The organism is Streptomyces sp. NPDC059455 (assembly GCF_042750115.1).
Classification (GTDB): domain Bacteria; phylum Actinomycetota; class Actinomycetes; order Streptomycetales; family Streptomycetaceae; genus Streptomyces; species Streptomyces endocoffeicus.
The window spans coordinates 37493-60628 of record NZ_JBHYVB010000010.1 but is presented as its reverse complement, the minus strand read 5'-3'; the positions used below and the strand labels follow the sequence as shown (position 1 = coordinate 60628).

The following is a 23136-nucleotide window of genomic DNA, read 5'->3' as shown; positions in this document are numbered from 1 at the left end:
CCCGGTCATTGACGGCGAACGTCACGCGGTCCTACCGTTCCACGGCAATGCAACGGTTACCGTAACCGTTGGAATCCTCAGTGGAGCCGCCGTATGCCAAGGCCAGACCCACCTCGGATCACCCCCGCCGCGCGCCGTACCGTACTCGCCGGCTTCCTCGGTTCGACCTTCGAGTGGTTCGACTTCGGGCTCTACGGAACCACCGCGGCACTCGTCTTCGGCCATGTCTTCTTCCCGGCGCAGAGCAGCGCGATCGGCTCCCTGCTGGCCCTCACGACGACCGCCGTCGGGTTCTTCGCCCGGCCCATCGGCGGCCTGGTCTTCGGGCACTTCGGCGACCGGGTCGGCCGCAAGAAGCTCCTGATTCTCACGATGCTGCTCATGGGCATCCCGACGTTTGTGATCGGCCTGCTGCCCGGTTACGCCACGATCGGCGCGGCCGCCCCCATCATCCTGCTGTTCCTGCGCGTACTGCAGGGCATCGGCCTCGGCGGCGAGTACGCCGGTGCCGCGCTCGCCACGATCGAGTCGGTGCCGAAGGAGCGGCGCGGCTTCTTCGGCTCCATCCCGCAACTCGGCAATCCCGTGGGCGGCATCTTCAGCAGCGGGCTGGTGCTGCTGTGCACCTGGCTCTCCTCGGGCGCGCAGTACGAGGACTGGGTGTGGCGGGTCCCGTTCCTGCTCAGCGGAATCCTGCTCGTCTACACCCTCGTGGTGCGCACACGCCTTGCCGAGAGCGGGGACTTCATACGCCTTCAGAAGAAGCGCGGGGTGGAGAGGGCGCCGCTGATCACGCTCCTGCGCGACCACTGGGCGCCGCTGTTCCTCGCGCTTGGCGCGCGTTCGGCCGATGCCATCACCGGCAATGTCGTCGGGCCTGTGGTGACGGCGTACATCGTCACCTACCTGCACCGGAGCGACAGCATCGGGATTGTCGGAACGATGATCCCGAGCATCATCTGCCTGCCGCTGATGCTCTACCTCGGCAGGGTCGGTGACCGGTTCGGGGTGCGCCGCACCTTCGTGTGGAGTGTGCTGTCGATGGCCGTGACCGCCTTCCCCCTGTTCGCCCTGCTGCAGACCGGGACGCTCTTCTGGATGGTGCTCGGGATCACGCTCTTCCGGCTGTGCAACTCGGCCCAATTCGCCGTCCAGAGCACGTTCTTGGCCGAGCTGTTCCCCACCGAGGTCCGCTACACGGCGGTGTCGTTCGTCTACCAGGTCGGCTCGATCCTCGGCGGTCTCACCCCGCCGGTCGCGTACGCCATGCTCGTGGCGTCCGACGGCTCGCCGTGGCGGCTGGCCCTCACCGTGGTCGTCTCGGTCCTGTTCAGCGCGGCCTGCGCGGCCGTCATCGGCCTGCGGATCTCCCGCGCCGACGTCCGTATCACCGACGGCCCGTCGACCGACGGCGCCGCCCTCGCCGAAAGGACCACTCGAGCGTGACCGCGCGCCACCGGCCCGACATCGTTCTCGTCCTGACCGACCAGCACCGTGCCGACGTCAGCGCCCGTGAGGGATTCCCGCTGGACACCACCCCGTTCCTCGACGAGCTGGGACGCTCCGGGGCCTGGTTCGACCGCGCCTACACGACCTCACCGCTGTGCTGCCCCGCGCGCACCAGCCTGATGACCGGACGGTTCCCCAGCGCGCACCGCGTGACCCAGAACCCGGCGAATGCGCTCGCGGTCCGCGACGCGGATCTCTTCAGTGAGGCCCGCGCCGCCGGTTACGCCACGGCGATGATCGGCAAGAACCACACCTATCTCGACGCCTCGTCCGTGGACCACTGGACCGAGTTCACGCATGACGGCCAGGTGACCGCTCCCTCAAAGGCGTTGAACAAGGAGTTCGACAAGTGGCTGGCGGCGCTGCGGCACCGCACCCACGAGAAGCCCACGCCGTTCCCGGTCGAGGCCCAGAACCCGCACCGCATCGTCGACGAGGCGCTGGCCTGGGTCGCCGGTGTCCCGGAGGACCGGCCGTTCCTGCTGACGGTGTCCATCCCCGAGCCGCACAATCCGTATCAGGTGCCCGAGCCCTACTTCTCGCTGTTCCCCGAGGAGTCGCTGCCGCCGACCCGCACCGGGGCCGACGTACTGGAGGGGAAGTCCTTCCCCTGGCAGTACCTGCGCAGCCTGGGCGAACGCGCGGTGGCCGACTACGAGGGAGCCATCGCCCCGTCGCGTTCCAACTACTTCGGCATGCTGCGGCTCATCGACGACGAACTGCGGCGTCTGCTCACCGGGTTGGAGAGCCGGCACCGCCTACGCGAACGCGTCGTCGTCGCCACCGCGGACCACGGCGACTTCGTCGGCGAGTACGGACTGGTGCGCAAGGGCGCCGAGATCCCGGACATCCTGGCCAGGGTGCCCCTGGTCGTCAACGGGGACGCGGTGCGGCCCGACGGCGCGCCGCGTCCGGAGCACGTCTCGCTCGCGGACCTGATGCCCACACTCTGCGAGGCGATGGGGCGCGAGCTGGCCGGCGGCGTGCAGGGGCGCAGCCTGTGGCCGTTGCTGACCGGACGGCCCTTCCCGGCGGAGGAGTTCAGCAGCGCCTACGTGGAGCAGGGCATGGGAGGAATCCCGTACGGGCCGGAGGACGTGGCCGACCAGATGCCCGGACTCATCTTCGACGGCCCGGACGGCGAGCCCCGCTGGGATGAGCTCAACGCGGCCACGCAGAGCGGACGCCGCCGCAAGGTCCGCAGCGGGGACTGGACCCTGTACGCCGACATCGTCGGGGACTTCCGTCTGTACAACCTGCGCGAGGACCCGCTGGAACTGGTGGACCGCTGGTCGGACCCGGCGGCCGCCGACGAACGGGTCAGGCTGCTGTCCCTGCTGGCCGTGTGGCAGATGCGGGCCGAGGACCCGCTGCCGACGGTCCCCGGCGGCTACCGGCTCAAGCGGGACCCCCGCAACCACCTCGCTCCCTACCGGCATTCCGAGGGAAAGGGACAATCGTCATGAGACGGCGAAGGCACCCGCGTACCGGAAGAACCAGCAGGACCGGAAGAACCGGAGGAGCCCGGTGGGCGCTGGGGCTCCTCCTCGCCCTGCTGCTGACGGCCATGACCACCGCCGTCCAGCCGCTCAACGCCGCGGCGAACGACCCGGGCGACAGCTTCTACACCAGAGCGTCGAGCAATGAGTTCCTCGCCTACTCCCGCATCATCCGCCTCCAGCACAGCGGTTCCGCCAACGGGACGCTCATCGGCACCTTCGAGCACGCGACCAAGGACGGCACCGCGTCCGACTTCGTCATCCGCACCTCGAAGGACGACGGCAGGAGATGGAAGACGCTCACGACGCTGGACGACCCGCTGGAAGGCGAGAACCACCCGTCGGACCAGTTCTGGCAGCCGTTCCTCTTCGAACTCCCCAGGAAAATGGGCGAGTTCCCGGCGGGCACCCTGCTGCTGGCCGGCAACATCGCGCCCAGCGAGAAGGTCCGTACCGACTTCGTCCTGTGGCGGAGCACGGACCACGGGGCGCACTGGACCTTCCAGTCGATCCTGCAGACCGGTGGCGGCAGCGTCGGCGCACCTCACGGCGGATCCGGAGTCTGGGAGCCGTTCCTGACCGTCGACGGCGCCGGCCGCCTGGCCATGTACTTCTCCGATGAGCGGCGCGAGCCCGAGTACGCCCAGATCATCGCCCATGTGGTGTCGAACGACGGCGGTGTCACCTGGAGCGCGCGCCCCGACGGATCCACGAACTTCGCACCCGGGCTCGTCGTCGACGTCCGGAGTGATGTGGACACCGACCGTCCGGGGATGCCGACCGTCGCCACGCTGCCGGACGGGCGGATGGTCATGGCGTACGAGATCTGCGGCGCGGGCCGCAACTGCGAAGCCCATACGAAGACGTCCACCGACGGGGGTGCGACCTGGGGCGCCGGACCCTCGGACCTCGGAAAGATGGCCGTCACGTCCGACGGCCGGTATCTCGGGAGCAGCCCGTACATCGTGTGGAGCCCGGCGGGCGGCCCCTCGGGACGGCTGCTGCTGACCGGGATGCGGACCCGCTTCACCGGAACGAACGCCTTCAGTCCCGAGGACCGGCAGGCCGTCTTCATCAACGACCCCGACCTGTCCGGGCCCTGGTCCTGGACCCCGGCGCCCTTCGGGCCGGTCGCCGGCCCCGCCCAGAACTGCAGCACCAGCTACAGCCCGCACCTGCTCCTGGACGCCTCGGGCAGGACGGTCCGCTTCACCACCGCGACCGCCACGGGGCCGACCGGCTGCATGGAGGCCACCGCGGTGGCCGGCACCGGAGTTCTGCCCTACTCCGACGCCTTCGCGAAGGGGAGGTCCGGCTGGGTCGACTACGGGGGCTGCTGGGCGACGTCGGGCGGTGTCCTGTCCGAGACGTGCGGTGGCACCGGCGGGAACAAGTCGATCGCGGGCTCCACCGGGTGGTCCGACTACCGCCTCACGGGCGACGTACGCATCGATGGCGGAGCGCAGGCCGGATTCGTCGTGAGGGCGTCCGACCCGGGCAAGGGGGCCGATGCCCTCGACGGATACTACGTCGGTGTGTCGTCGCAACGGATCGTCCTCGGCAAGCAGAACGGTGCCTGGAAGGAGCTGGCGCGGAGGGACATCCCGGGCGGCCTGTCCCCCGGGACGTGGTACCACCTGACGGTGCAGGCGGTGGGCTGCACCCTCACGGTGACCGGCAGGCCCTCGGTCTCCACCGCCACGCCGGTCGGCTTCACCCACAGGGATCCGGACTGTTCCTTCACCCGGGGCGCGATCGGGGTACGTGACCAGGCCGGGACGGCGAGCTGGCGGCATGTGACCGTCACCAGGAGCGGCTGAGCGCTCGTGCGCCGAGGGACCGTCCTTCGTCCGGCGGCCCCTCGGTCCGGATCGGCCAAGAATCGGTCCGGATCGACGAAAGTCGGTCCGGACCAGCGGAAGTCGGTCCGGACCAGCGGAAGTCGGTCCGGACCAGCGGAAGTCGGTCCGGATCAGCGGAAGAGCTCTTGGCGCCCGCCGTTTGTGGACTCCCGGGCGTGCAGCCAGTGCGGAGCCGTGTGCACCTCGAACGGCAGGGGCACGTCCGAGCGGATGCGGGCCGCCAGGCACTTGACGGCGAGCGAGGCGATCGCGGCCTTGTCGGGGACCACGGACGTCAGGGACGGCGTGTTGTAAAGCGCCTCGTCGGAGCCGTCGATGCTCGCCACGGCGACGTCGTCCGGGATGTGCGACCCCGCTTCGAACAGGGCCCGCTGGGCCCCGACCGCCAGCAGGTCGCTGAAGCAGAAGACCGCGTCCGGCCGCACGCCGACCGGCAGGGCGGCGAGGGCGCGCATCGCCAGCAGGCCGTTGCGCCGGTCGAACTCCTTGACGGAGGGCGCGAGCCGGGGATCGTACGTCAGCCCGGCTTCGTGCAGGGCGAGCTGGAAGCCCTCCAGGCGCTGACGACTGGTCGCCGACGCCTGCCGGTCCACGCCGATGGCGGCGATCCGCGTACGGCCGAGGCCGGCCAGGTGCGCGGTGGCCTCGCGCGCCGCCGCGACGTTGTCGATCAGGACGTGGTCGGCCCCCACCTGGTCGCGCTCGTAGCTGCGCTCGCCGAGCAGGACCAGCGGGAACTCGTTGGCCACGGCGGCGAGTTCGTCGGGTGAGACACCCAGGGGTGACAGGATCACGCCGTCCAGCAGGGACGCGCCGACGCCGGTCGCCAGGCGCAGTTCCTCCGTCGCGTCGCCCGACGTCTCCTCGATCAGGACGGTCAAGCCCAGCTGCGCGGCCTCGGCCCGTACGTGCTGGGCGAGTTCGGCGAAGTACGGCGTGGCCAGATCCGGGACGGCGAGGCCGATCAGGCCGCTGTGCCCGGTGCGCAGGCGGCGGGCCGACGGGTTCGGCCGGTAGCCGAGTTCGTGGACGGCCTTCAGTACGCGCTTCCGCGTGGCCTCGGACACGCGGGGAGCATCGCGTACAACGTTGGACACGGTCTTGATCGAAACCCCTGCCCGCTCCGCCACGTCCTTGAGTGTCACCGCGGCCACTGACCGAACCCCCTCACCTGTGTTTCTCCGCATTATGCACGGGCTTCGGCGGGCTGTCAGCGCCGGGGCGGCGCGGAATCCCGTTCCTGACGAGGGGTTGACCGTGGCGAGATTTCGCGGTTACAACGTTGGAACCAATCGACAGCAAGCGGTTGCTACCGGGGGGCGTCACACGGGCGGCCGACGGCTGTCCGTCGGACGGTCCGGGCTGCTCGCCCGTGCCCACGGCGCCGCGCTCACCACCCACCTCATGAGAGGGTCCGCATGTCTTCGCACCGCTCCACCACCCCACTGCGCACCGCCGTGGTCGGCACAGGAGGCATCGCGCGCTCCAGCCATCTGCCCGCGCTGCGGACGCTGGCCGACGCGGGCGAGGTGGAGATCGTCGCCGCCGTCGACGTCGATGTGGACGCGGTGCGCGCGTTCGCCGCCGGCGCCGGGATCCCGTACGCCTCGACGGACCTCGACGCGACCCTGGCCGAACTGCGCCCGGACCTCGTGGTGCTGTGCACCCCGCCCGCCGTGCACCGCGACCAGGCGGTGGCCGCGCTGCGGGCAGGTGCCTGGGTGTGGTGCGAGAAGCCGCCGTGCCCGTCCCTCGCCGACTTCGACGCGATCGAGGCCGCCGAGAAGGCCGGGGACGCGGGACCGTACGCCTCCATCGTCTTCCAGCACCGCTTCGGCTCCGGCGCACGCCATGTACGGCGACTGCTGCGGGAGGGGGCGTTCGGCCGCCCGCTCGTCGCGCACTGTCAGACGACCTGGTACCGGGACACCGCCTACTACTCCGTTCCGTGGCGCGGGCGGTGGGCGACCGAGGGCGGCGGTCCCGCCATGGGGCACGGCATCCACCAGACGGATCTGCTGCTCGACCTGATGGGTCCCTGGAGCGAGGTGCGAGGGATGGCGGCGCGGCTCGTGCACGACGTGGAGACCGAGGACGTGTCCACGGCACAGGTGCGGTTCGCGAGCGGTGCCGTGGCCACCGTGGTCAACAGCGTGCTCAGCCCGGACGAGGTCAGCCGCATCCGCGTCGACTGCGAGCACGCCACGATCGAGCTGACCCATCTGTACGGCTACCGCAACGCGGACTGGCGCATCACCGCGGCCCCCGGCGTCCCCGAGGAGACGGTGGCGGTCTGGCGCGACTTCGGCACGGACGAGCCGAGTTCGCACCTGGCCCAACTCCGCGCCCTCGTGGTCGACATCCGGGCGGGACGGCGCCACGCCACCAGCGGCGCGGGCGGGCGTCAGACGCTCGAGTTCATCACCGCCCTGTACAAGTCCGCGTTCACCGGCACCCCGGTCCACGCGGGGGAGATAGGCCCCGGCGACCCCTACTACACCGAGCTGCACGGCGGCGCCCAGGGCTGGGCCCCCGCCACCACCCGCAAGGAAGAGGCCCCCGCATGACGCCCGCACCGACCCACGCCCACGGCGACCGCATCACCGCGACCCACGAGGAGCTCGTCCTCTCCCCCGCCGACACCCTCCCCCGCGGCTAGCCGCCCATCCCGGCATCCGACACCCGCCACGACTTCCCCCGCAGCGTCCACTCCCCCATTCCCCCTGGAAGGCCCCCATGCCCGAGCCTCCGAACGGCCGGCTCCGCCAGCCGAGCCGCCGGGCCGTCCTCGCCGCGGCCGCCGCCGGCCTCAGTACGGCCCTGACCTCCACGCTCTCCGGCTGCTCCGCCGCGAGCGGCAGCACCTCAGGCGGCATCACCCTCACGTTCTCCTGGTGGGGGAACGACGACCGTGCCGCGCGTACCGAGAAGGCGGTACGTCTCTTCGAGAAGGAGCACCCGGGCGTCACCGTCCGCACATCCAATGGTGAATTCGGCTCCTATCTGCAGAAGCTGGCCACCCAAGCCGCGGGCGGCGGGATACCCGATGTGGTCCAGCTCGACTACCGGCAGATCTCGCAGTACGCGGGCGGCGAAGCGATCATGCCGCTGGACGATGTCATCAAGGCCAGGACGATCCGCACCTCCGAGATGGACAAGGGCCTGCTGCGCACCGGCACCTACGAGGGTGGGCAGTATGCCCTGCCCATGGGCCGTGGCATCACCGGATACGCCTACGACTCCGCGGTCTACAAGAAGGCCGGAATCCCCACGCCCCGGCCGAGTTGGACCTGGCAGGACTGGGGTGAGGCCAACAAGAAGATCGCCGCCCTGGGTCTGAAGTCCCCCGACGGGCGCCCCTACACGGGCTCCAACGACGGCGGCACCAATGAGGACGTCTTCGAGACCTGGCTGCGCGGCCGAGGCCGGAATCTCTACGCGAGCCAGACCGCACTCGGCTTCACCCAGGACGACCTGGCCGCCTTCTGGTCGTTCTGCGACAGACTCCGCAAGGATGGCGCCATCGCACAGGCCCGGGACACCGTGCAGGCCAAGAGCACCGAGACCAGCCCCATCGGCCGCCACCTCGCCGCCGCCGACTTCACCTGGGACGCGCCGTTCCCCGGGTACACGGGCCTGCTCGGCGAGGACATCCACTTCGCGCCCGTGCCCACGACCGGCGGCCACCAGGGCACGTACTTCAAGCCGACCATGCTCATCGGCATCGGCGCGAACAGCGAGCATCCCAAGGAAGCGGCCCAGTTGATCGACTTCCTCCTCAATGACCCACGGGCGGGCGACATCCTCGGCTTCTCCCGGTCCTCCCCGCCGAACCGAAAGATCGCCGCCCGGGTCGCCAAGACGCTCCAGGGACCGGAGCGGGAGATCTACGACTACGCGCAGACGATGGAAAAGTACGGCCTGGACGCCCCGCCGACCGCACCGCCGCCCGGCGACCTCGCGATCCAGACGGCGTTCAAACGGGGCTACCAACGCGTGATGTACGGCATGGCCACCCCGCGGCAGGCGGCGCGCGAACTCATCGACGAGGCGAACCGGGAGCTGAGGTCATGAGCACGGTGTCGACGACGAGGGCGCCCGCGCGCGTCGACCGCACGACGGATCCGCGCCCGCGGAAGAGCAAACGGCGCCAGGTCCGTGAACGGCAGTGGCCCGCCTATGTGTTCCTCTCCCCGTGGATGATCGGCGCGGTCGTGCTGACCCTGGTGCCGATGGCCGTGTCGCTGTACCTGTCGTTCACGGACTACAACCTGTTCGACCCGCCGCACTGGGTGGGCCTGCGCAACTACGAGGAGATGCTGTTCGAGGATCCGCGCTACTGGCGGTCGGTCGGCACCACCATGCTGTACGTCGTCGTGGCCGTCCCGCTGAAGCTGGGCCTCGCCCTCGGCGTGGCGATGCTTCTGAAGAACCTCGGCCGGGGCCGGGGCTTCTACCGTTCCGCGTTCTACGCGCCGTCGCTGCTCGGGGCGAGCATGTCCATCGCCCTGGTGTGGAAGGCGCTGTTCAACGACGGCGGCACGATCCCCGACGTCCTGGACGCGGTCGGCATCAACGCCGGCGGCTGGGTCGGCAACCCCCACCTCGCGGTGTACGCGGTCGTCCTGCTGACGGTGTGGCAGTTCGGCGCACCCATGGTGATCTTCCTGGCGGGCCTCCAGCAGATCTCGCCCGACCTCTACGAGGCCGCGGCGCTCGACGGCGCGGGCCGCTGGCGGCAGTTCGTGTCCATCACCGTGCCGATGCTGTCCCCGGTCGTCTTCTTCAACCTGGTCCTCGAGGTCATCAACTCGTTCCAGGTCTTCACCCCGGCCTTCGCCATCAGCGGCGGCGACGGCGGACCCGCCGACTCCACGATGTTCTACACGCTCTACCTGTACGAGCGCGGCTTCACGGCCTCGCACATGGGCTACGCCGCGGCGATGGCCTGGCTGCTGCTGATCGCCATCGGCGCGATCACCCTGATCCTCTTTCGGACCTCCCGGTCCTGGGTCTTCTACGCGGACGAGGAGGGACGATGAACATCGCCACGAAGCGGTGGCTGCCGCACACCGTCGCGGCCGTGTGCCTGCTCGTCCTGCTGTACCCGCTGGCCTGGCTGCTGGCCACTTCGCTGAAGCCGGCCGACGAGGTGGTGACGAGCCTGGACCTGCTGCCCAGCCACCTGGAGTGGTCGAACTACACGACCGCCCTGGACGGGGTCTCCGGCGTCACCGTCAGCCGCCTGCTCGGCAACACCCTGCTGATCGCGGGGGGCGCCGTGGTCGGCAACGTCCTGTCCTGCTCGCTGGCCGCCTACGCCTTCGCCCGGCTGCGCTTCCGCATGAGCAAGGTGATGTTCGCCTTCATGGTGGCGACGCTGATGCTGCCGCACCACGTCGTGCTGATCCCGCAGTACATCATCTTCAACCGCCTCGGCCTGGTGGACAGTTTCTGGCCGCTGATCCTGCCGAAGTTCCTGGCCACCGAGGCGTTCTTCGTCTTCCTCATCGTCCAGTTCATGCGCGGCCTTCCGCGCGAGCTGGAGGAGTCCGCGCGGATCGACGGCTGCGGTCCCTTCCGCGCGTATTGGTCGATCACGCTGCCGCTGGCCCGGCCCGCGCTGATCACCACGGCCATCTTCACGTTCATCTGGACGTGGAACGACTTCTTCACGCAGATGGTCTATCTCTTCGCGCCGGAGAAGTTCACCATCACGCTCGCCCTGCGCAGCTTCGTCGACCAGTCCAGCACCTCCGCGTACGGCCCCATGTTCGCCATGTCGGTGATCTCGGTGCTGCCGATCGTGCTGTTCTTCTTCGTCTTCCAGCGCTACCTCGTGCAGGGCATGGCCACGTCCGGACTGAAGGGGTGAGGCACACCATGGCCCACGCACCGATCGCGCACCGGCGCGAGCGCCGGGAACCCGGAGAGGTCTTCGGCTCCGGCTTCAGCCTCTTCGCCGACATGCTGCTCGTCGGCCTGCTCACCAGCGTCGCCTGCCTGCCGGTGGTCACGGCCCCGGCCGCGTTCGCCGCCGCGTCCGCGACGCTCCGGCAGGCCGCGGGCAGCGGCGTCCAGGTCAGGGCCGGTACGTACGGCGCTCACCTCCGTGCCCACCTGTCCGCGCGCTCGGCCGCGCTCGGTCTGGTGCCGCCGCTGCTCGCGGTGGTCGTCCTGGTCGATGCCGCGCTGATGCGCGCCGCACTGCCCGGAGCGGCCGTCATGGCGCCCGCCCTCGCGCTGCTCGTCCTGGGCGCCACGGTCGTGGCGCTGCGGGCCACCGCGCTCAGGACACCGCACGTGCTGTCCGCACGCGAGGCGATGCTTCGCTCGGCCGCGGACCCGCGCGGCAGTCTTCTCCTGGCCGGTGCCGTGATCCTCGGCGGGCTCCTGGCCTGGTCGATCCCGCTGCTGGTCCCGCTGCTGCCGGGCCCGCTGGCGTTCGCCGCCACGGTGGTGGACCTGCGCGCGGACACCCTGGAGAGCTGAACCGCGGCGCGCCACCTTCCCACCCCCGCCCACGCACCACATCACCGGAGTTCACGCATGCCCTACCCGCACCTGGACGCCGCAGGCCATCCGAGGCCGCAGCTGATCCGCGATCCCGACTGGCGCGACCTCGGCGGTCCCTGGCGGTTCGCCCACGACGACGAGGACCGCGGCCGCGCCGACCGGTGGATGGACCCGGCGGCCTCCGCGCCGTTCACCGGCACCGTCACCGTGCCCTACCCGCCCGAGTCCGCGGCCTCGGGCGTGGCGGACACCGGCTTCCACCCCGTGCTCTGGTACCGGCGCACGATCGACGTGCCCCGGCCGGCCGCCGGGCGGCGGCTGCTGCTGCACTTCGGTGCGGTCGACCACCGGGCCGAGGTCTGGCTGAACGGCCGCCTGGTGGGGCGTCACGAGGGCGGGCACACCGGGTTCACCTGCGATCTGACCGACGCGCTCGACCGGGACGGCGAGCAGACAGTCGTGGTCCGCGCCGAGGACCAGCCGCTCGACGCCGCGCAGCCCCGCGGCAAGCAGGACTGGCGCCGGGATCCGCATGTCATCTGGTACCACCGCACCTCCGGGATCTGGCAGCCGGTGTGGCTGGAAGAGGTCCCGGCCGAGCACATCACGCTCCTGCACTGGACTCCCGAGGTGGCCCACGCCCGCGTCCGCTGCCGACTGCGTCTCGGCCACTGGCCACGGCGACCGCTCACCGTGACGGTCCGCCTCACGCGGGGCGAGCGGGTGCTCGCCGAGCAGCGGACGCTGTTCGAGGGCCAGGAGACGGAGTTCGACATCGCGGTGCCCGCCCTGCGCCACGGGCAGGACCTCGACGATCTGCTCTGGAGTCCGGAGCGGCCGCAACTCGTCGACGCGGTAGTGGAGTTGCGTGACGCGGCTGACGACACCCCGGTCGACCGCGTCACGTCCTACCTCGGTCTGCGCGACATCGGCTGGGACGACGGCGTCTTCCTCCTCAACCACAAGCCGTACTTCCTCCGGTTCGCGCTCCAGCAGGGCTACTGGCCCGCATCGCATCTGTCGGCCCCGGCCGGCGCATTGCGCCGCGACGTCGAACTGGCGAAGGAGATCGGCCTCAACGGGCTGCGCGTCCACCAGAAGGTCGAGGATCCGCGCTTCCTGTACTGGGCCGACCGGCTCGGGCTGCTGCTGTGGGAGGAGATGCCGTCGGCGTACGCGTTCGGCGCGCGGTCCGTCGAGCGCGTGGTCGCCGAGTGGACCGAAGCCGTTTCCCGCGACCTCAGCCACCCCTCGATCGTCGCCTGGGTCCCGATCAACGAGTCCTGGTCCGTGCCGAACCCGGCGCTCGTCCCCGCGCAGCGCCACTTCATGGACGCCCTCTACCACCTGACCAAGGCCCTGGACCCCTCCCGCCCCGCCGTCTCCAACGACGGCTGGGAGATCTCCGCCGCCGACATCTGGGGCGTCCACGACTACACCCAGCGCGGGGACGTACTGCGCGAGCGCTACGGCCACGCCTCGCTGCGGCAGGGCGAGATCACCGAGCAGTGGCCCGGCGCCAAACGCCTGACCCTGGACGGCGTCCGCCACCAGGGGCAGCCCGTCGTCCTCAGCGAGTTCGGCGGCGCGACCTTCGAACCGGTGGCGGGCGCCGAGTGGTTCGGCTACGACACCGTCGCCACGAAGGAGGACTTCGCCGAACGCCTCGCGGACCTGGTGGCCGCCGCGGTGGACTCCGGGCTCGCGGGCTTCTGCTACACCCAGTTCACCGACACGGAACAAGAGACCAACGGCCTGCTGACACCGGACCGCCGGCCGAAGATCCCCCTGGCCGAACTGCGCGAAATCCTCACCCGACCCCCTGTATAGCGTGTCTCGTTCTTCCGTAGAGGAGAAACCGCAATGGCACGATCCGAGTACAGCCGTCGACGGGTGCTCCAGGCATCCGCTCTCGCCTTCGCCACGGTGCTGAGCCCGTGGAGCACGGCAGCCGGACTCGCCGCATCGGCGGGCATCCCCGATGAGGACGGCTACGATCTATGGCTGCGCTACCGCCCCACCGCCGATCCCCGGCGGCTCGAGGAGTACCGGAAGGCCCTGGCCGGTCTGGCACGTCAGGGCGAGGGCCGGGTCATGGGGAACGCCGAGCTGGAGCTGCGGCGGGCCATCGGGGGCTTCACCGGCAGCGCACCGGTCCGGGTTGCCGCCGATCGAGCCTCGGTCGTCATCGGCACGGTGGACGAGTCGCCGGTCGTGCGATCCGAGGTGAGTCCCGATCGGCTGGCCCGGATCGGTGCGCAGGGGTTCGTGATCGAGATGACCGGCACACCGGGCAATCGGCCACGACTGGTCATCGGGGCCCACAGCGATCGGGGCGTGCTGGCCGGGGTCTTCCATCTCATCCGTCTGCTGCGGCTCGAGCGTCCACTGCACAAGCTGTCCGTCCTGCAGAAGCCGCGCACCGCCCTGCGCATGATGAATCACTGGGACAACTTCGACGGGTCGATCGAGCGTGGCTACGCGGGCACTTCGATCTTCGAGTGGGACAAGCTGCCGGACATCTCCGACCGGGTCGTCGACTATGCGCGGTCCATGGCGTCGATCGGCATCAACGCTTCGGTGCTCAACAACGTGAACGCCAGTGCCGACTTCATCACCGGCGAGATGCTGACCAGACTCAGACCCCTGGCGGCGCTTCTCCACTCGTGGGGGATTTCGACCTGGCTGTCCGTCAACTACGCCGGCCCGGTGATCCTGACCGCGGACGACGCCGATCCGATCACGACAGCCGATCCCGCCGATCGACGGGTCCAGCGGTGGTGGCAGGACAAGAGCACCGAGATCTTCAAGACCCTGCCCGGCTTCGGCGGGTTCCTGGTGAAGGCGAACTCGGAGGGGCAGCCCGGCCCGCTCGACTACGGACGTACCCATGCCGAGGGCGCGAACATGCTGGCCCGCACGGTCGCACCGCACGACGGGCAGATCGTCTGGCGCAGCTTCGTCCACGAGGACTTCGGCGACTGGGCGGAGTACCAGTACCGGGTGTTCGCCCCGCTGGACGGCACGTTCGACGACAACGTCATCCTGCAGACCAAGTACGGACCGATCGACTTCCAGATCCGCGAGCCCGTACACCCCCTGTTCGGCACCATGCGCCACACGAACCAGATGCTGGAACTCCAGCTCACTCAGGAGTACACGGGCCACGAGATCCACACCACCTATCTGGCTCCGCTGTGGCGGGAGGTGCTGACCTTCCCGACCCGGGGGCCCGGCACCGGACCGACCGTCGCCGACATCCTCTCGGACGGCGATGACCGAGCGCCGCGGGCGGGCATCGCCGGAGTCAGCAACTTCGGCAACGCCCGCGATTGGACCGGCTCTCTGCTCGGAGCGGCGAACACCTACGCCTTCGGCAGGATGTGCTGGAACCCGGACGCCGATCCCCGGGACCTGGCCGCGGAGTGGGCCGCGCAGACCTTCGGCACCGACCGCGCGGTGACCGAGATGGTGGCCGATATTCTGGTGCGCTCGCGCCGGACGTACGAGGACTACACCTCGCCGCTGGGGATCGGCTATCTCACCGACCCCGGCGGCGACCATCTCGACCCGAGCCCGCTGGGCACCCTCTTCCAGTCACACCACACCACGGCCGAGGGCACCGGCTTCGACCGCACCGAGGCGACCGGCAGCGGCTTCACCGGGCTCTACCCGCGGCCCTGGCAGAAGCGCTACGAGTCCACCGCGACCTGTCCCGACGAGCTGCTGCTGTTCATGCACTGGGTGCCGTACGACCATCGACTGCGGTCGGGCAAGACGGTCATCCAGCACATCTACGATACGCACTTCACCGGGGTCGACCGCGTCGACCGGTTCCTCGCCGGGTGGAGCGAACTGTCCGGGGAGGTCGACCGGCAGCGCCATGCCGCCATCGAGGCGGGCTTCGAGGCCCAGCGGGAGCACGCGAGGTTCTGGCGCGACACGGTGGTCGGATTCTTCTTCGACAAGAGCCGCATCGTCGACGCCAAGCGGGAATGGCTGCGGGCGGGGCTGAACGGCCCGCGGGTGCTGCTCGGCGGCCGGCCGAACCTCTTGCCGGTCACCGTCACCAATGCCTCGGCGCGGGACCTCGACATCACGGTCGCACTGCGGCCACCGTCAGCGGACTGGCACACCGAGCCCGCCGAACAGTCCGCGGTTGGCGCCGCGACCGCGAAGTTCGAACTGCCGGTCACACCCCCCTTGTCGGGCAGCGTCGCCGCCCTGGACCTGGACGTGGCGCCGAAGCTCACCCGGCTCGACGGCCGGCCGCCGTCCCTGGTCGTCGCCCCCGATGGCAGGCGCTGCCTCATGGCGCTCAACGCCGGTCCGCGGAACGGGACTTCGATGCCCGGCTACGACGCGCTGACCCCTGAGTCCGCCTGGTCCGCGTCAGCCGGCCACGGCTGGGTCGGTGCCGCCCCGTCGGCCAGGGACCGCGGTGGCGAGCCCCTGTTGCGCGACCATCTCTGGCACAACTCGTCCCGGGTGCTGCGGGTCGCCCTGCCGGCCAGCAAGCACACCGGATACGCGCTGGTCGGGGACACCGGGGCCACGGCCTCGCCGACCCGGATCGCGGTGGACGGCGCCACCGTCGCCACCAGTCCGAAGCAGCCCGGCGGAACCTTCACCTGGCTGGAGCTCCCCCTCGACGGAGGTGCCACCGGCCGCACCACGGACATCACGTTCACGGGCGTGGGCGGCCCCTGGCGGCTGTCCGCGTTCGCCGTCACGGATCCGACCGCCCCGGCGCCGTCCCTGGTGGTGCTGAAGGCGGTGGCGGATCCGGTGTGGTGGACGGGCCGGGCCAACCCGGTCGCGGTGCTGGTACGCAACACCGGCGCCAGGGACCGCGACGTCACCGCCCGGCTGGTCACCCCCGACGGCTGGTCCGGCACCGAGCGGACCGTGACGGTCGCCGCCGGAGCCGAGCGAGAGCTGACGGTCACCGCGACCCCGGTGGCCACTCCGGGATTCGCCACCGTCGAGATCCGGCTCACCAGCGGCGACGAGGAGATCGAGCGCGGCCGGTCGGTGTCCGTGGTCACCACGCCGCACCCCGATGACGCGTCCTCGGCGTTCGACGCCAGCCCGCCGTCCAGCCCGCTGCTGACCGGGTACACCAGGCTGTCACCCGAGGACGACTACACCGACGACCGCGGCTTCGGCTGGGTCGGCGACCGGCCGCTCACCCGTGACCGGGGCAACGCCGACGACCTGCGCCGCGACATCGTCATGCAGAAGGGCGAGCCCAGCGTCCTGCGCATCCCGGTGCCGACCGGCAAGCATACGGTGTGGGTGCTCACCGGCGACTCCCTCACCGATTCGGGTGTCACCACCATCTCCGAGGACGGCACGGTCCTCGGACGCTCCGGCGACGACAGCCTGCCCAGCCGCGCCTTCGTCTGGTTCTCCTTCGACCTCGACGGTGGAGCGGACGGGCGCACCGCCGGCCTGGAAATCACCGGCTCGAAGCTGAACGGCCTCTGGCGCATCGCGGCCCTGGTCGTCGTCTGAGCCCACCCCCGCGCCGCACGCCCACGTGTTCCTCCGGGCGCGGTCCGCGACCCGGCATCACCGATATCTCAGGTATCCCGGCATCTCCGGCATCCACAAAGGAGAGCTCCCGATATGACATCGAAGTCAGCACGATTCCCCGCGGTCCGGGGCAGACCCGGCGTCGTCCTCGCCCTGCTCATGGTCCTCGGCCTCGGCAGTGCGCATCCCGGACCGGCCGCGGCCGATCCCGCCGATCCGCCCGGGACGTACCAGAACCCCGTGATGGACGACGTCGCGGACGCCTTCTCCGACCCATCGATCATCCGGGGCAAGGACGGCTACTGGTACGCCTATGCGACCCAGACCAGCATGCGCCGGGACAACCAGGGAGGTCCCTGGGAGTCACAGCACTTCATGCCGATCACGCGATCGGCCGACCTCGTCAACTGGACCTACGTCGGTGACGTCTTCGGGCCCGACAACCACCCGGAATGGCGCGACTTCAAGAGCACCTACTACTGGGCGCCCGACATCCGGTACATCAACGGCACGTACTACCTCTACTACTCGGTCGCCGGAGACGACAAGAACACCATCGCGCTGGCCACCGCGGACCATCCGGCCGGCCCGTGGAAGGACATCGGCCGCCCCGTGCTGCCGTACGGGACGACGGTCAATCAGATCGATCCGTCGGTGTTCCTCGACTCCGACGGCCAGAAGTACCTCTACTACGGCTCCTTCCGCGACGGCGGCATCCAGGCGGTGCGCCTGAACGAGGAGGGCACCGCGCCGGTCGGCACTCCGGTGCAGGTGGTCGGCGCCCGGCGCGGCGAGGCCGCGTACGTGGTGAAGCGGGACGGCTGGTACTACCTGTTCTACTCCGGCCTGGGCTGCTGCGCCCGTGACAAGGGCGCCTATCCGGTGTTCGTCGGGCGGGCGAAGAACCCGATGGGCCCATTCACCGACGCCGAGGGGGTCGGCCTGGCCGACCTGCACCCCGGCGGCACGATCGTCAACGCGCCGAACGGCAACAAGTGGGTCGCGACGGGCCACTCGGCGAACGTCGTCGACAAGTCCGGCCAGGACTGGATCCTCACCAATGGATTCGACCGCCACGAGAGCGATCCGAACTGGGGCGGACGGCCGACCATGATGGACCGGCTCGACTGGATCGACGGCTGGCCGACCGTGCGCGCGGGCGCCTGGACCAGCGAGGAGCGGCAGACCGCACCCGCGAGCGACTGGGGCTCGGGGGGCACCTTCGACGACGGCCTGGCCGACTTCGACATCCTCGGACACGGCTCCTGGACCACGGGGTCGGATCCCGACTCGGGACGCTATGCCCGTGGCCGGTCCCGGGCCGCGGTCCCGCAGCTGCTGCTGCCGAGACGGGCCCCGGACGGCGATGTGAGGATCGAGGCCGACGTGCGGCTGCGCGACGACGACGGCCGGGTCGGCCTTGTCCTGGCGTCCGCGGGCCGGTCCAACCACGCCGTGGCCTGGCTGGATTCCACCGGCACACTCTCCGTCGAGGTCACCCGGGACCGGAAGGTGGTGCGGAAGCGGACCGCTCGTCTGCACGCGGACGCCGATCCGCGGACCTGGCACTCGCTCACGGCCGAGATCCGCGACGGGGCGGCGCACGTACAGGTCAGCTCGGCCATGCTCGACATGCCGCTGGCCGAACTGAAGGTGGACGTACCAAAGGACTGGCGCCGCGGCGGAGTCGCCTCGACCCGCGGCTCCGGCGAGGCGGACAACGTCGGCGTGACCCGGCTCTACACACCGGTGACCGTCAAACAGCCCGAGCCCGAAATCGGGGCCCGGCTGCCGGAGTACGACGAGGACTTCGACGACGGTCGGCTGGACGGCTGGAAGTGGTTCGGCCCCGCCGACGGGAAGGTCGCCGATGGCCAGTACGTGTGGCCGACGCAGGATGCGGACTTCTCCGGCAAGGGGACCATGGCATCGGCACTGCTCCGTGACGCTCCGACCGGCACCTACACGGTCGAGACCAAGCTGCACTTCCCGATCAGCGACGCCCCCGACGGGCGCAGCCAGGCCGGGATGATCGCCTTCCAGAGCCCGGAGGACTCGATCCATCTGGCTCCGACACGGACCGGCCCATCACGGCAGGCTTTCCTGTGGATCGGCCGGGACCGTGACAGCTGGCCGGAGCTGCAGCTGGGCCCGTCGGCCGACACCATGTGGCTGCGGCTGCGCCATACCGTCGATCCGAAGACCGGCGAGCACAGATTCCAGCCGGCCACGAGTCGGGACGGGAAGCACTACATCTGGGGTGGGGTCTGGCATCTGCCCGCCGGTTCCGACCCGTCCATCGGCCTGGTCTCCCTGGCCGGCAAGGGAGTTACCGCACGCTTCGACTACGTGCGCTTCTACTCCTGACACCGCGCCACACGCGCCTGGCCGGGTACCAGTTCCCCGCATCGGAGTCCAAGATCGATTGTCAGTGGTGGGTGAGAAGGTAGGAGCATCGAGAAGGAAAAAGGGGGAGCGTCCATGTCCGGAAACCAGAACTACATCAATCACGTCGCTCTTGTACTGGATGCCAGTTCGTCCATGTCACACTTGAGCGGCAAGGTCGTCGAAGTCGCCGACCAGCAGATTGCGTATCTGGCTCGCCGATCGAAGGAACTGGACCAGGAAACCCGCGTCACGGTGTACGTCTTCGCCGACAAGGTGGAGTGCGTCATCTACGACAAGGACGTGCTGCGGATGCCGTCCCTGAAGCAGCTTTACCGCGTCGGTGGAATGACTGCTCTGCTGGCGGCCACACTGAAATCGCAGCGGGAGCTGGCGCAGACAGCTCAACTGTACGGCGACCACAGCTTCCTGACGTTCGTGCTGACGGACGGCCAGGAGAACGCAAGTCATCGCTGCCCGGATGCCCCTACCAAAAACCCACGCGAACTGGTGCAGGCCGTGGCCACGATGATGGATACGCAGGAGGACAACTGGACGCTGGCCGTCCTTGTGCCGGACCAGATGGGCAAGCGCGAGGCCATGCAGTGCGGCTTCCCGAAGGACAACATCGCCATCTGGGACGCCACGAGCACACAGGGTCTGGAGGAGGCAGGACAGGTCATCCAGCAGGCCACCGAGAACTTTATGGTGGGCCGAGCCCAGGGCATCCGGGGATCGCGGGCGGTGTTCTCCACGGGTGCGGAGGCGGTCAACAAGGACACCATCAAGGCGGCCGGCCTCACCCCCGTGGACCCGTCGGAATACCAGCTGATTCCGGTGGCTCGCGAAGCGGCGATCCGGGAATGGGTCATCGAATGCGGGCACACATTCCGTACCGGCTGTGCGTTCTATCAGCTGAGCAAGTCGGAGAAAATTCAGGCGCGGAAGCAGATTGCGGTGCTGGAGAAGAAGACGGACCGGGTGTACACGGGGCCGGCGGCCCGATCCCTGCTCGGCCTGCCGGACACGGAAGTTCGCGTCAATCCGGACCGCAACGACGACTTCACGATATTCGTGCAGAGCACCAGCGTGAACCGGAAGCTGGTACCGCACACGCGGCTGCTGCTCATGATCTGAGGCGACGCGGGCTGGGCCCCGAGCCCAGCCCGTCGAGGTGAGCCGAGGGGCCGCGCACCCGTTGTCCGGGGGCGCGGCACCTCCGGCGTGCGGCCATGGAATCCACGAGGAGCAGCACCCCCGGCGACGCCACCCAGCCTTGCGACGTTCGTCGTGATGCCAGGAGTCAGCCGGGTCCATCGCCGGCGGCCGCGAGGAGTGGCACCACCAGATCGCTGATCGGCGTCGGGATGCCGTGGACCCGTCCACGGCGCAGCACGACACCGTTGCGGGTGTCCCATTCGAGCGGCCGGTTGGCCTCGCGGTCGGCGAGGATGGAGGTGCCCATATCGGCCGGGTAGGCCTGGAAGCTGTCAACGATCTCTCGCGGCACCTCGTCGCTCAGTGCCGCGCCCTCGGCGCGGGCAACCTCGAGGCACTCCCGTAGATAGGCCAGGGACAGCTCGGCGATATCGGCCCTGGCAAATATGCCGGCGCGGCGGCCCGTGAGGACCATCAATCCGGCGACCGCGTTCTGCAGCAGCTTGCGCCACGCCACGGACGTGAAGTCCGTGGCCAGGTCGACCGAACACCGAGTGCCGCGCAGAGCCTCGAGCACCACACGAGACGCCGGCGTGTCCGGCAGGGTGAGGCGCGCTTCGCCGCGCAACCACACCGAACCGTCGGACTGTGCTTGGGCGGGGAACCACACGACCGAGGGGATGGCCCGGGCACCGGAGAGGTACGGCGCGACAATCGACCCTTGCTCGACGCCGTTCTGCAGAACACAGACAACGGTGTCCGCACCGCACAAGGCCGTCAGCCATGGTGCCGCCGCCTCGACCTGCGTCGACTTGACGGCGAGGAAGACAAGGTCGACCGCTCCGTCGGTATGTGCCGGGTCGATCCGCACGGGCCCCGGCACGACGACGCGGTCTTCGCCCACGTGCAGCTCGAGGCGTTCACGCGCCGTGCGGCCACAAATCCTCGGCGTACGGCCGACCTCATGCAGCGCCGCCGCCACGGTCGTGCCGATCGCCCCCGGACCCACCACCGCGACGGTTGGTTCCAACGACATCATCATCTCCCTTGAGTACGTCTCTGGTCCGTCACCGGGAAGGCCTGACCGCTTCCCGGGGAGCGGGCCCGGGCGGTCCGGTGAGAAGTCCGCGAAGCTCGCTCATTGGCTGCGCGGGAGCGACAAGCTCCGTCCATGGATACGTCTGTGCGCTGTCGGAGAGAAACTCGAGCGCGGCGAGGAGATGACGGGGTTCGTCATTGTGCTGCCCGTGAATGGACGTGTGGTTGCGGACGACGGCCTCGGGGTCGATCTCCAGCAGGCCGTCGGGCGCGACAGTACCGGCGAGGACGGCGGTGCCGCCGACGTCGAGGAGCGCAAGGCCTTGCTGGAGCGCCGAGCGCGATCCGGAGAATTCGAACAGGACGTCGATCGCGCCTGCCTCGGGAACGCTGTCAACAGAGCGCGTCGCGCCGAATCGTTCGGCGAGGGCGCGCCGAGCAGCAGCCCGGCGATATCGTGATCGAATCCGGTGTTGAGGACGACTTTGACGCCGGCTTCGCGGAGCCGGGTCATGGCATCGAGAACGCCGGGCAGCGGCGTCGGTGGCTGTGCGGCGTAGGCGGTCTGCAGACGCCCGCGGAAGTCCTCCACGACGAGCGCGAGCCGGTCTGGTTCCGGCGGGACGCCCTCGTCGTCGGTGAGGAGCGCCTTCAGGGCTTCGTGCTTCGCGGACCCGTGCCAACGGTTGATGTCCTCGTCGGTCGGGTCAGCGCCGTGTGCTCGTGCGGTATCGGCGAGGACCCGGTAGACCCGTAGGCCCTCGTCGATGGTGGTCCCGGCCATGTCGAACACGGCGAGGTCGATGCGTGGGGCCGTCATCCGGGGCTCCTCGTGGATCAGGGCCGTGTGCTGCGGACCAGGGGGGTTCGCATATCAGGGGCGTTCTGGATCGTGAACGCGACCTCGGTGGGCAGGTAGCGGTCGTCGTGGTATTCGATGACCACGCCCTCGCCGTTCCGTGTGGTGCGGCGTTGCCGGAGCAGCGGCGAGCCCTCAGGGACGCCCAGCCAGGCCGCGTCGACCGTGTCCGCGGCGACCGCGTCGATGACATGCGACGCCGCCGCGAAGACCACGCCGCGGGACTGCAGGAACTCCCACTGCGACCCGGCGTCCGAATCGAACTCGAACAACAGCCGACCGACGGATTCGACGTACAGGGCACGCTCGAGCATCGTCGGCACGTCGTCCAGCGTCCGCAGCCGCAGACCGTGCACCACCATGGAGCCCTCGTCGAGCCGCAGTGCGGCGGCGGCGCCCGAGTCGGCGGTGCGGAGTCCCAGTTCCAACGTGCGCTGCCCAGGGGTCCGGCCCAGCGAACGAGCCCATGACGAATAGGACATCAACGTATCGAAGGGCTGACCGACCGCGTCGGCGCGGACGGTCGAGCGTCGTCCGCGACTGCTGGAGATCACTCCTTCCGCGCGCAGCGTCGCCAGCGCTTGACGCACCGGTGCGCGCGACGCGTTCCACTCCGCGCACAGTTCCGCTTCCGACGGCACGGTCTGCCCGACGAGAAGCTTCCCGTCGCGGATCCGTTCCCGAAGACTTTCCGCGATCGCAGCGTGCAGGGCCATGGTCATACCGGCATCGTCACATGTACGTACACGTTGGTCAAGCTCGCTTGTCGCGC

At 69.8% G+C, this 23136-nt stretch carries 16 protein-coding genes and 1 pseudogene; 12 read left to right on the top strand and 5 right to left on the bottom strand.

All coding sequences use genetic code 11. From position 1 onward, the window contains the following. Nucleotides 1-93 precede the first annotated feature (93 nt). From ACFXB5_RS05380 to ACFXB5_RS05370, 3 genes are read left to right on the top strand one after another with little or no spacing between them, the layout of a single operon-like run. Nucleotides 94-1446: an MFS transporter gene (locus ACFXB5_RS05380; protein ID WP_385202642.1), complete on the top strand. Its 1353-nt coding sequence runs from the start codon at nucleotides 94-96 to the stop codon at nucleotides 1444-1446. Further along, nucleotides 1443-2975: a sulfatase-like hydrolase/transferase gene (locus ACFXB5_RS05375; RefSeq protein WP_385202640.1), complete on the top strand. Its 1533-nt coding sequence runs from the start codon at nucleotides 1443-1445 to the stop codon at nucleotides 2973-2975. The genes ACFXB5_RS05380 and ACFXB5_RS05375 overlap by 4 nt, the downstream gene beginning before the upstream one ends. Beyond that, complete coding sequence (locus ACFXB5_RS05370; RefSeq protein WP_385202637.1) at nucleotides 2972-4828, top strand: family 16 glycoside hydrolase; 1857 nt, start codon at nucleotides 2972-2974, stop codon at nucleotides 4826-4828. The genes ACFXB5_RS05375 and ACFXB5_RS05370 overlap by 4 nt, the downstream gene beginning before the upstream one ends. A 152-nt stretch (nucleotides 4829-4980) precedes the next feature. Here ACFXB5_RS05370 and ACFXB5_RS05365 read toward each other — a convergent pair whose 3' ends face one another. Next, nucleotides 4981-6024 (bottom strand): LacI family DNA-binding transcriptional regulator, encoded by a 1044-nt coding sequence (locus tag ACFXB5_RS05365; RefSeq protein ID WP_385202635.1) that lies wholly within the window; start codon nucleotides 6022-6024, stop codon nucleotides 4981-4983. A gap of 264 nt (nucleotides 6025-6288) precedes the next feature. Between ACFXB5_RS05365 and ACFXB5_RS05360 the strand changes: the two genes are divergently transcribed. From ACFXB5_RS05360 to ACFXB5_RS05320, 9 genes are all read left to right on the top strand, one after another. Further along, nucleotides 6289-7437 (top strand): Gfo/Idh/MocA family protein, encoded by a 1149-nt coding sequence (locus ACFXB5_RS05360; RefSeq protein WP_385202632.1) that lies wholly within the window; start codon nucleotides 6289-6291, stop codon nucleotides 7435-7437. 169 nt (nucleotides 7438-7606) lie between these two features. Further along, nucleotides 7607-8944 carry an ABC transporter substrate-binding protein gene (locus ACFXB5_RS05355; protein ID WP_385202629.1) on the top strand — a complete coding sequence of 446 codons (1338 nt, stop codon included), beginning with the start codon at nucleotides 7607-7609 and terminating at the stop codon, nucleotides 8942-8944. Further along, nucleotides 8941-9912 carry a carbohydrate ABC transporter permease gene (locus tag ACFXB5_RS05350; RefSeq protein ID WP_385202626.1) on the top strand — a complete coding sequence of 324 codons (972 nt, stop codon included), beginning with the start codon at nucleotides 8941-8943 and terminating at the stop codon, nucleotides 9910-9912. The genes ACFXB5_RS05355 and ACFXB5_RS05350 overlap by 4 nt, the downstream gene beginning before the upstream one ends. Next, nucleotides 9909-10745 carry a carbohydrate ABC transporter permease gene (locus ACFXB5_RS05345; protein WP_385202623.1) on the top strand — a complete coding sequence of 279 codons (837 nt, stop codon included), beginning with the start codon at nucleotides 9909-9911 and terminating at the stop codon, nucleotides 10743-10745. Before ACFXB5_RS05350 ends, ACFXB5_RS05345 begins: the two co-directional genes overlap by 4 nt. Nucleotides 10746-10753: 8 nt before the next feature. After that, a complete protein-coding gene (locus ACFXB5_RS05340) occupies nucleotides 10754-11362 on the top strand; it encodes a hypothetical protein (protein WP_385202620.1) in 609 nt (202 codons plus the stop codon). 57 nt (nucleotides 11363-11419) lie between these two features. Next, nucleotides 11420-13216 carry a sugar-binding domain-containing protein gene (locus ACFXB5_RS05335; protein ID WP_385202617.1) on the top strand — a complete coding sequence of 599 codons (1797 nt, stop codon included), beginning with the start codon at nucleotides 11420-11422 and terminating at the stop codon, nucleotides 13214-13216. A 33-nt stretch (nucleotides 13217-13249) separates the two neighbouring features. After that, entirely contained in the window at nucleotides 13250-16903 is a 3654-nt protein-coding gene (locus ACFXB5_RS05330; RefSeq protein WP_385202614.1) for an alpha-glucuronidase family glycosyl hydrolase, read from the top strand. Between the two features lie 114 nt (nucleotides 16904-17017). Further along, nucleotides 17018-19291 carry a family 43 glycosylhydrolase gene (locus ACFXB5_RS05325; RefSeq protein WP_385202612.1) on the top strand — a complete coding sequence of 758 codons (2274 nt, stop codon included), beginning with the start codon at nucleotides 17018-17020 and terminating at the stop codon, nucleotides 19289-19291. 114 nt (nucleotides 19292-19405) lie between these two features. Then, nucleotides 19406-20446, top strand: a complete 1041-nt coding sequence (locus tag ACFXB5_RS05320) for a vWA domain-containing protein (RefSeq protein WP_385202611.1) — start codon at nucleotides 19406-19408, stop codon at nucleotides 20444-20446. 166 nt (nucleotides 20447-20612) lie between these two features. On the opposite strand, the gene ACFXB5_RS05315 is transcribed toward ACFXB5_RS05320, so the two are convergent. From ACFXB5_RS05315 to ACFXB5_RS05300, 4 genes and pseudogenes are all read right to left on the bottom strand, one after another. Beyond that, on the bottom strand, nucleotides 20613-21503 hold the full coding sequence (locus tag ACFXB5_RS05315; RefSeq protein ID WP_385202608.1) for an oxidoreductase: 891 nt from the start codon (nucleotides 21501-21503) through the stop codon (nucleotides 20613-20615). 31 nt (nucleotides 21504-21534) lie between these two features. Next, a complete protein-coding gene (locus ACFXB5_RS05310) occupies nucleotides 21535-21972 on the bottom strand; it encodes a zinc-binding dehydrogenase (protein ID WP_385202739.1) in 438 nt (145 codons plus the stop codon). Nucleotides 21973-22010: 38 nt separating this feature from the next. Next, a pseudogene (locus tag ACFXB5_RS05305) lies at nucleotides 22011-22289 on the bottom strand (hypothetical protein); the annotation flags it as partial. A 53-nt stretch (nucleotides 22290-22342) separates the two neighbouring features. Further along, nucleotides 22343-23086: a GntR family transcriptional regulator gene (locus ACFXB5_RS05300; protein ID WP_385202605.1), complete on the bottom strand. Its 744-nt coding sequence runs from the start codon at nucleotides 23084-23086 to the stop codon at nucleotides 22343-22345. Nucleotides 23087-23136: the final 50 nt, after the last annotated feature.

Coding starts and splice junctions, on each gene's coding strand:
- ACFXB5_RS05380 (WP_385202642.1), top strand. CDS start 94: ATGCCAAGGCCAGACCCACCTCGGATCACCCCCGCCGCGCGCCGTACC.
- ACFXB5_RS05370 (WP_385202637.1), top strand. CDS start 2,972: ATGAGACGGCGAAGGCACCCGCGTACCGGAAGAACCAGCAGGACCGGA.
- ACFXB5_RS05360 (WP_385202632.1), top strand. CDS start 6,289: ATGTCTTCGCACCGCTCCACCACCCCACTGCGCACCGCCGTGGTCGGC.
- ACFXB5_RS05355 (WP_385202629.1), top strand. CDS start 7,607: ATGCCCGAGCCTCCGAACGGCCGGCTCCGCCAGCCGAGCCGCCGGGCC.
- ACFXB5_RS05350 (WP_385202626.1), top strand. CDS start 8,941: ATGAGCACGGTGTCGACGACGAGGGCGCCCGCGCGCGTCGACCGCACG.
- ACFXB5_RS05345 (WP_385202623.1), top strand. CDS start 9,909: ATGAACATCGCCACGAAGCGGTGGCTGCCGCACACCGTCGCGGCCGTG.
- ACFXB5_RS05340 (WP_385202620.1), top strand. CDS start 10,754: ATGGCCCACGCACCGATCGCGCACCGGCGCGAGCGCCGGGAACCCGGA.
- ACFXB5_RS05335 (WP_385202617.1), top strand. CDS start 11,420: ATGCCCTACCCGCACCTGGACGCCGCAGGCCATCCGAGGCCGCAGCTG.
- ACFXB5_RS05330 (WP_385202614.1), top strand. CDS start 13,250: ATGGCACGATCCGAGTACAGCCGTCGACGGGTGCTCCAGGCATCCGCT.
- ACFXB5_RS05325 (WP_385202612.1), top strand. CDS start 17,018: ATGACATCGAAGTCAGCACGATTCCCCGCGGTCCGGGGCAGACCCGGC.
- ACFXB5_RS05320 (WP_385202611.1), top strand. CDS start 19,406: ATGTCCGGAAACCAGAACTACATCAATCACGTCGCTCTTGTACTGGAT.
- ACFXB5_RS05315 (WP_385202608.1), bottom strand. CDS start 21,503: ATGTCGTTGGAACCAACCGTCGCGGTGGTGGGTCCGGGGGCGATCGGC.
- ACFXB5_RS05300 (WP_385202605.1), bottom strand. CDS start 23,086: ATGACCATGGCCCTGCACGCTGCGATCGCGGAAAGTCTTCGGGAACGG.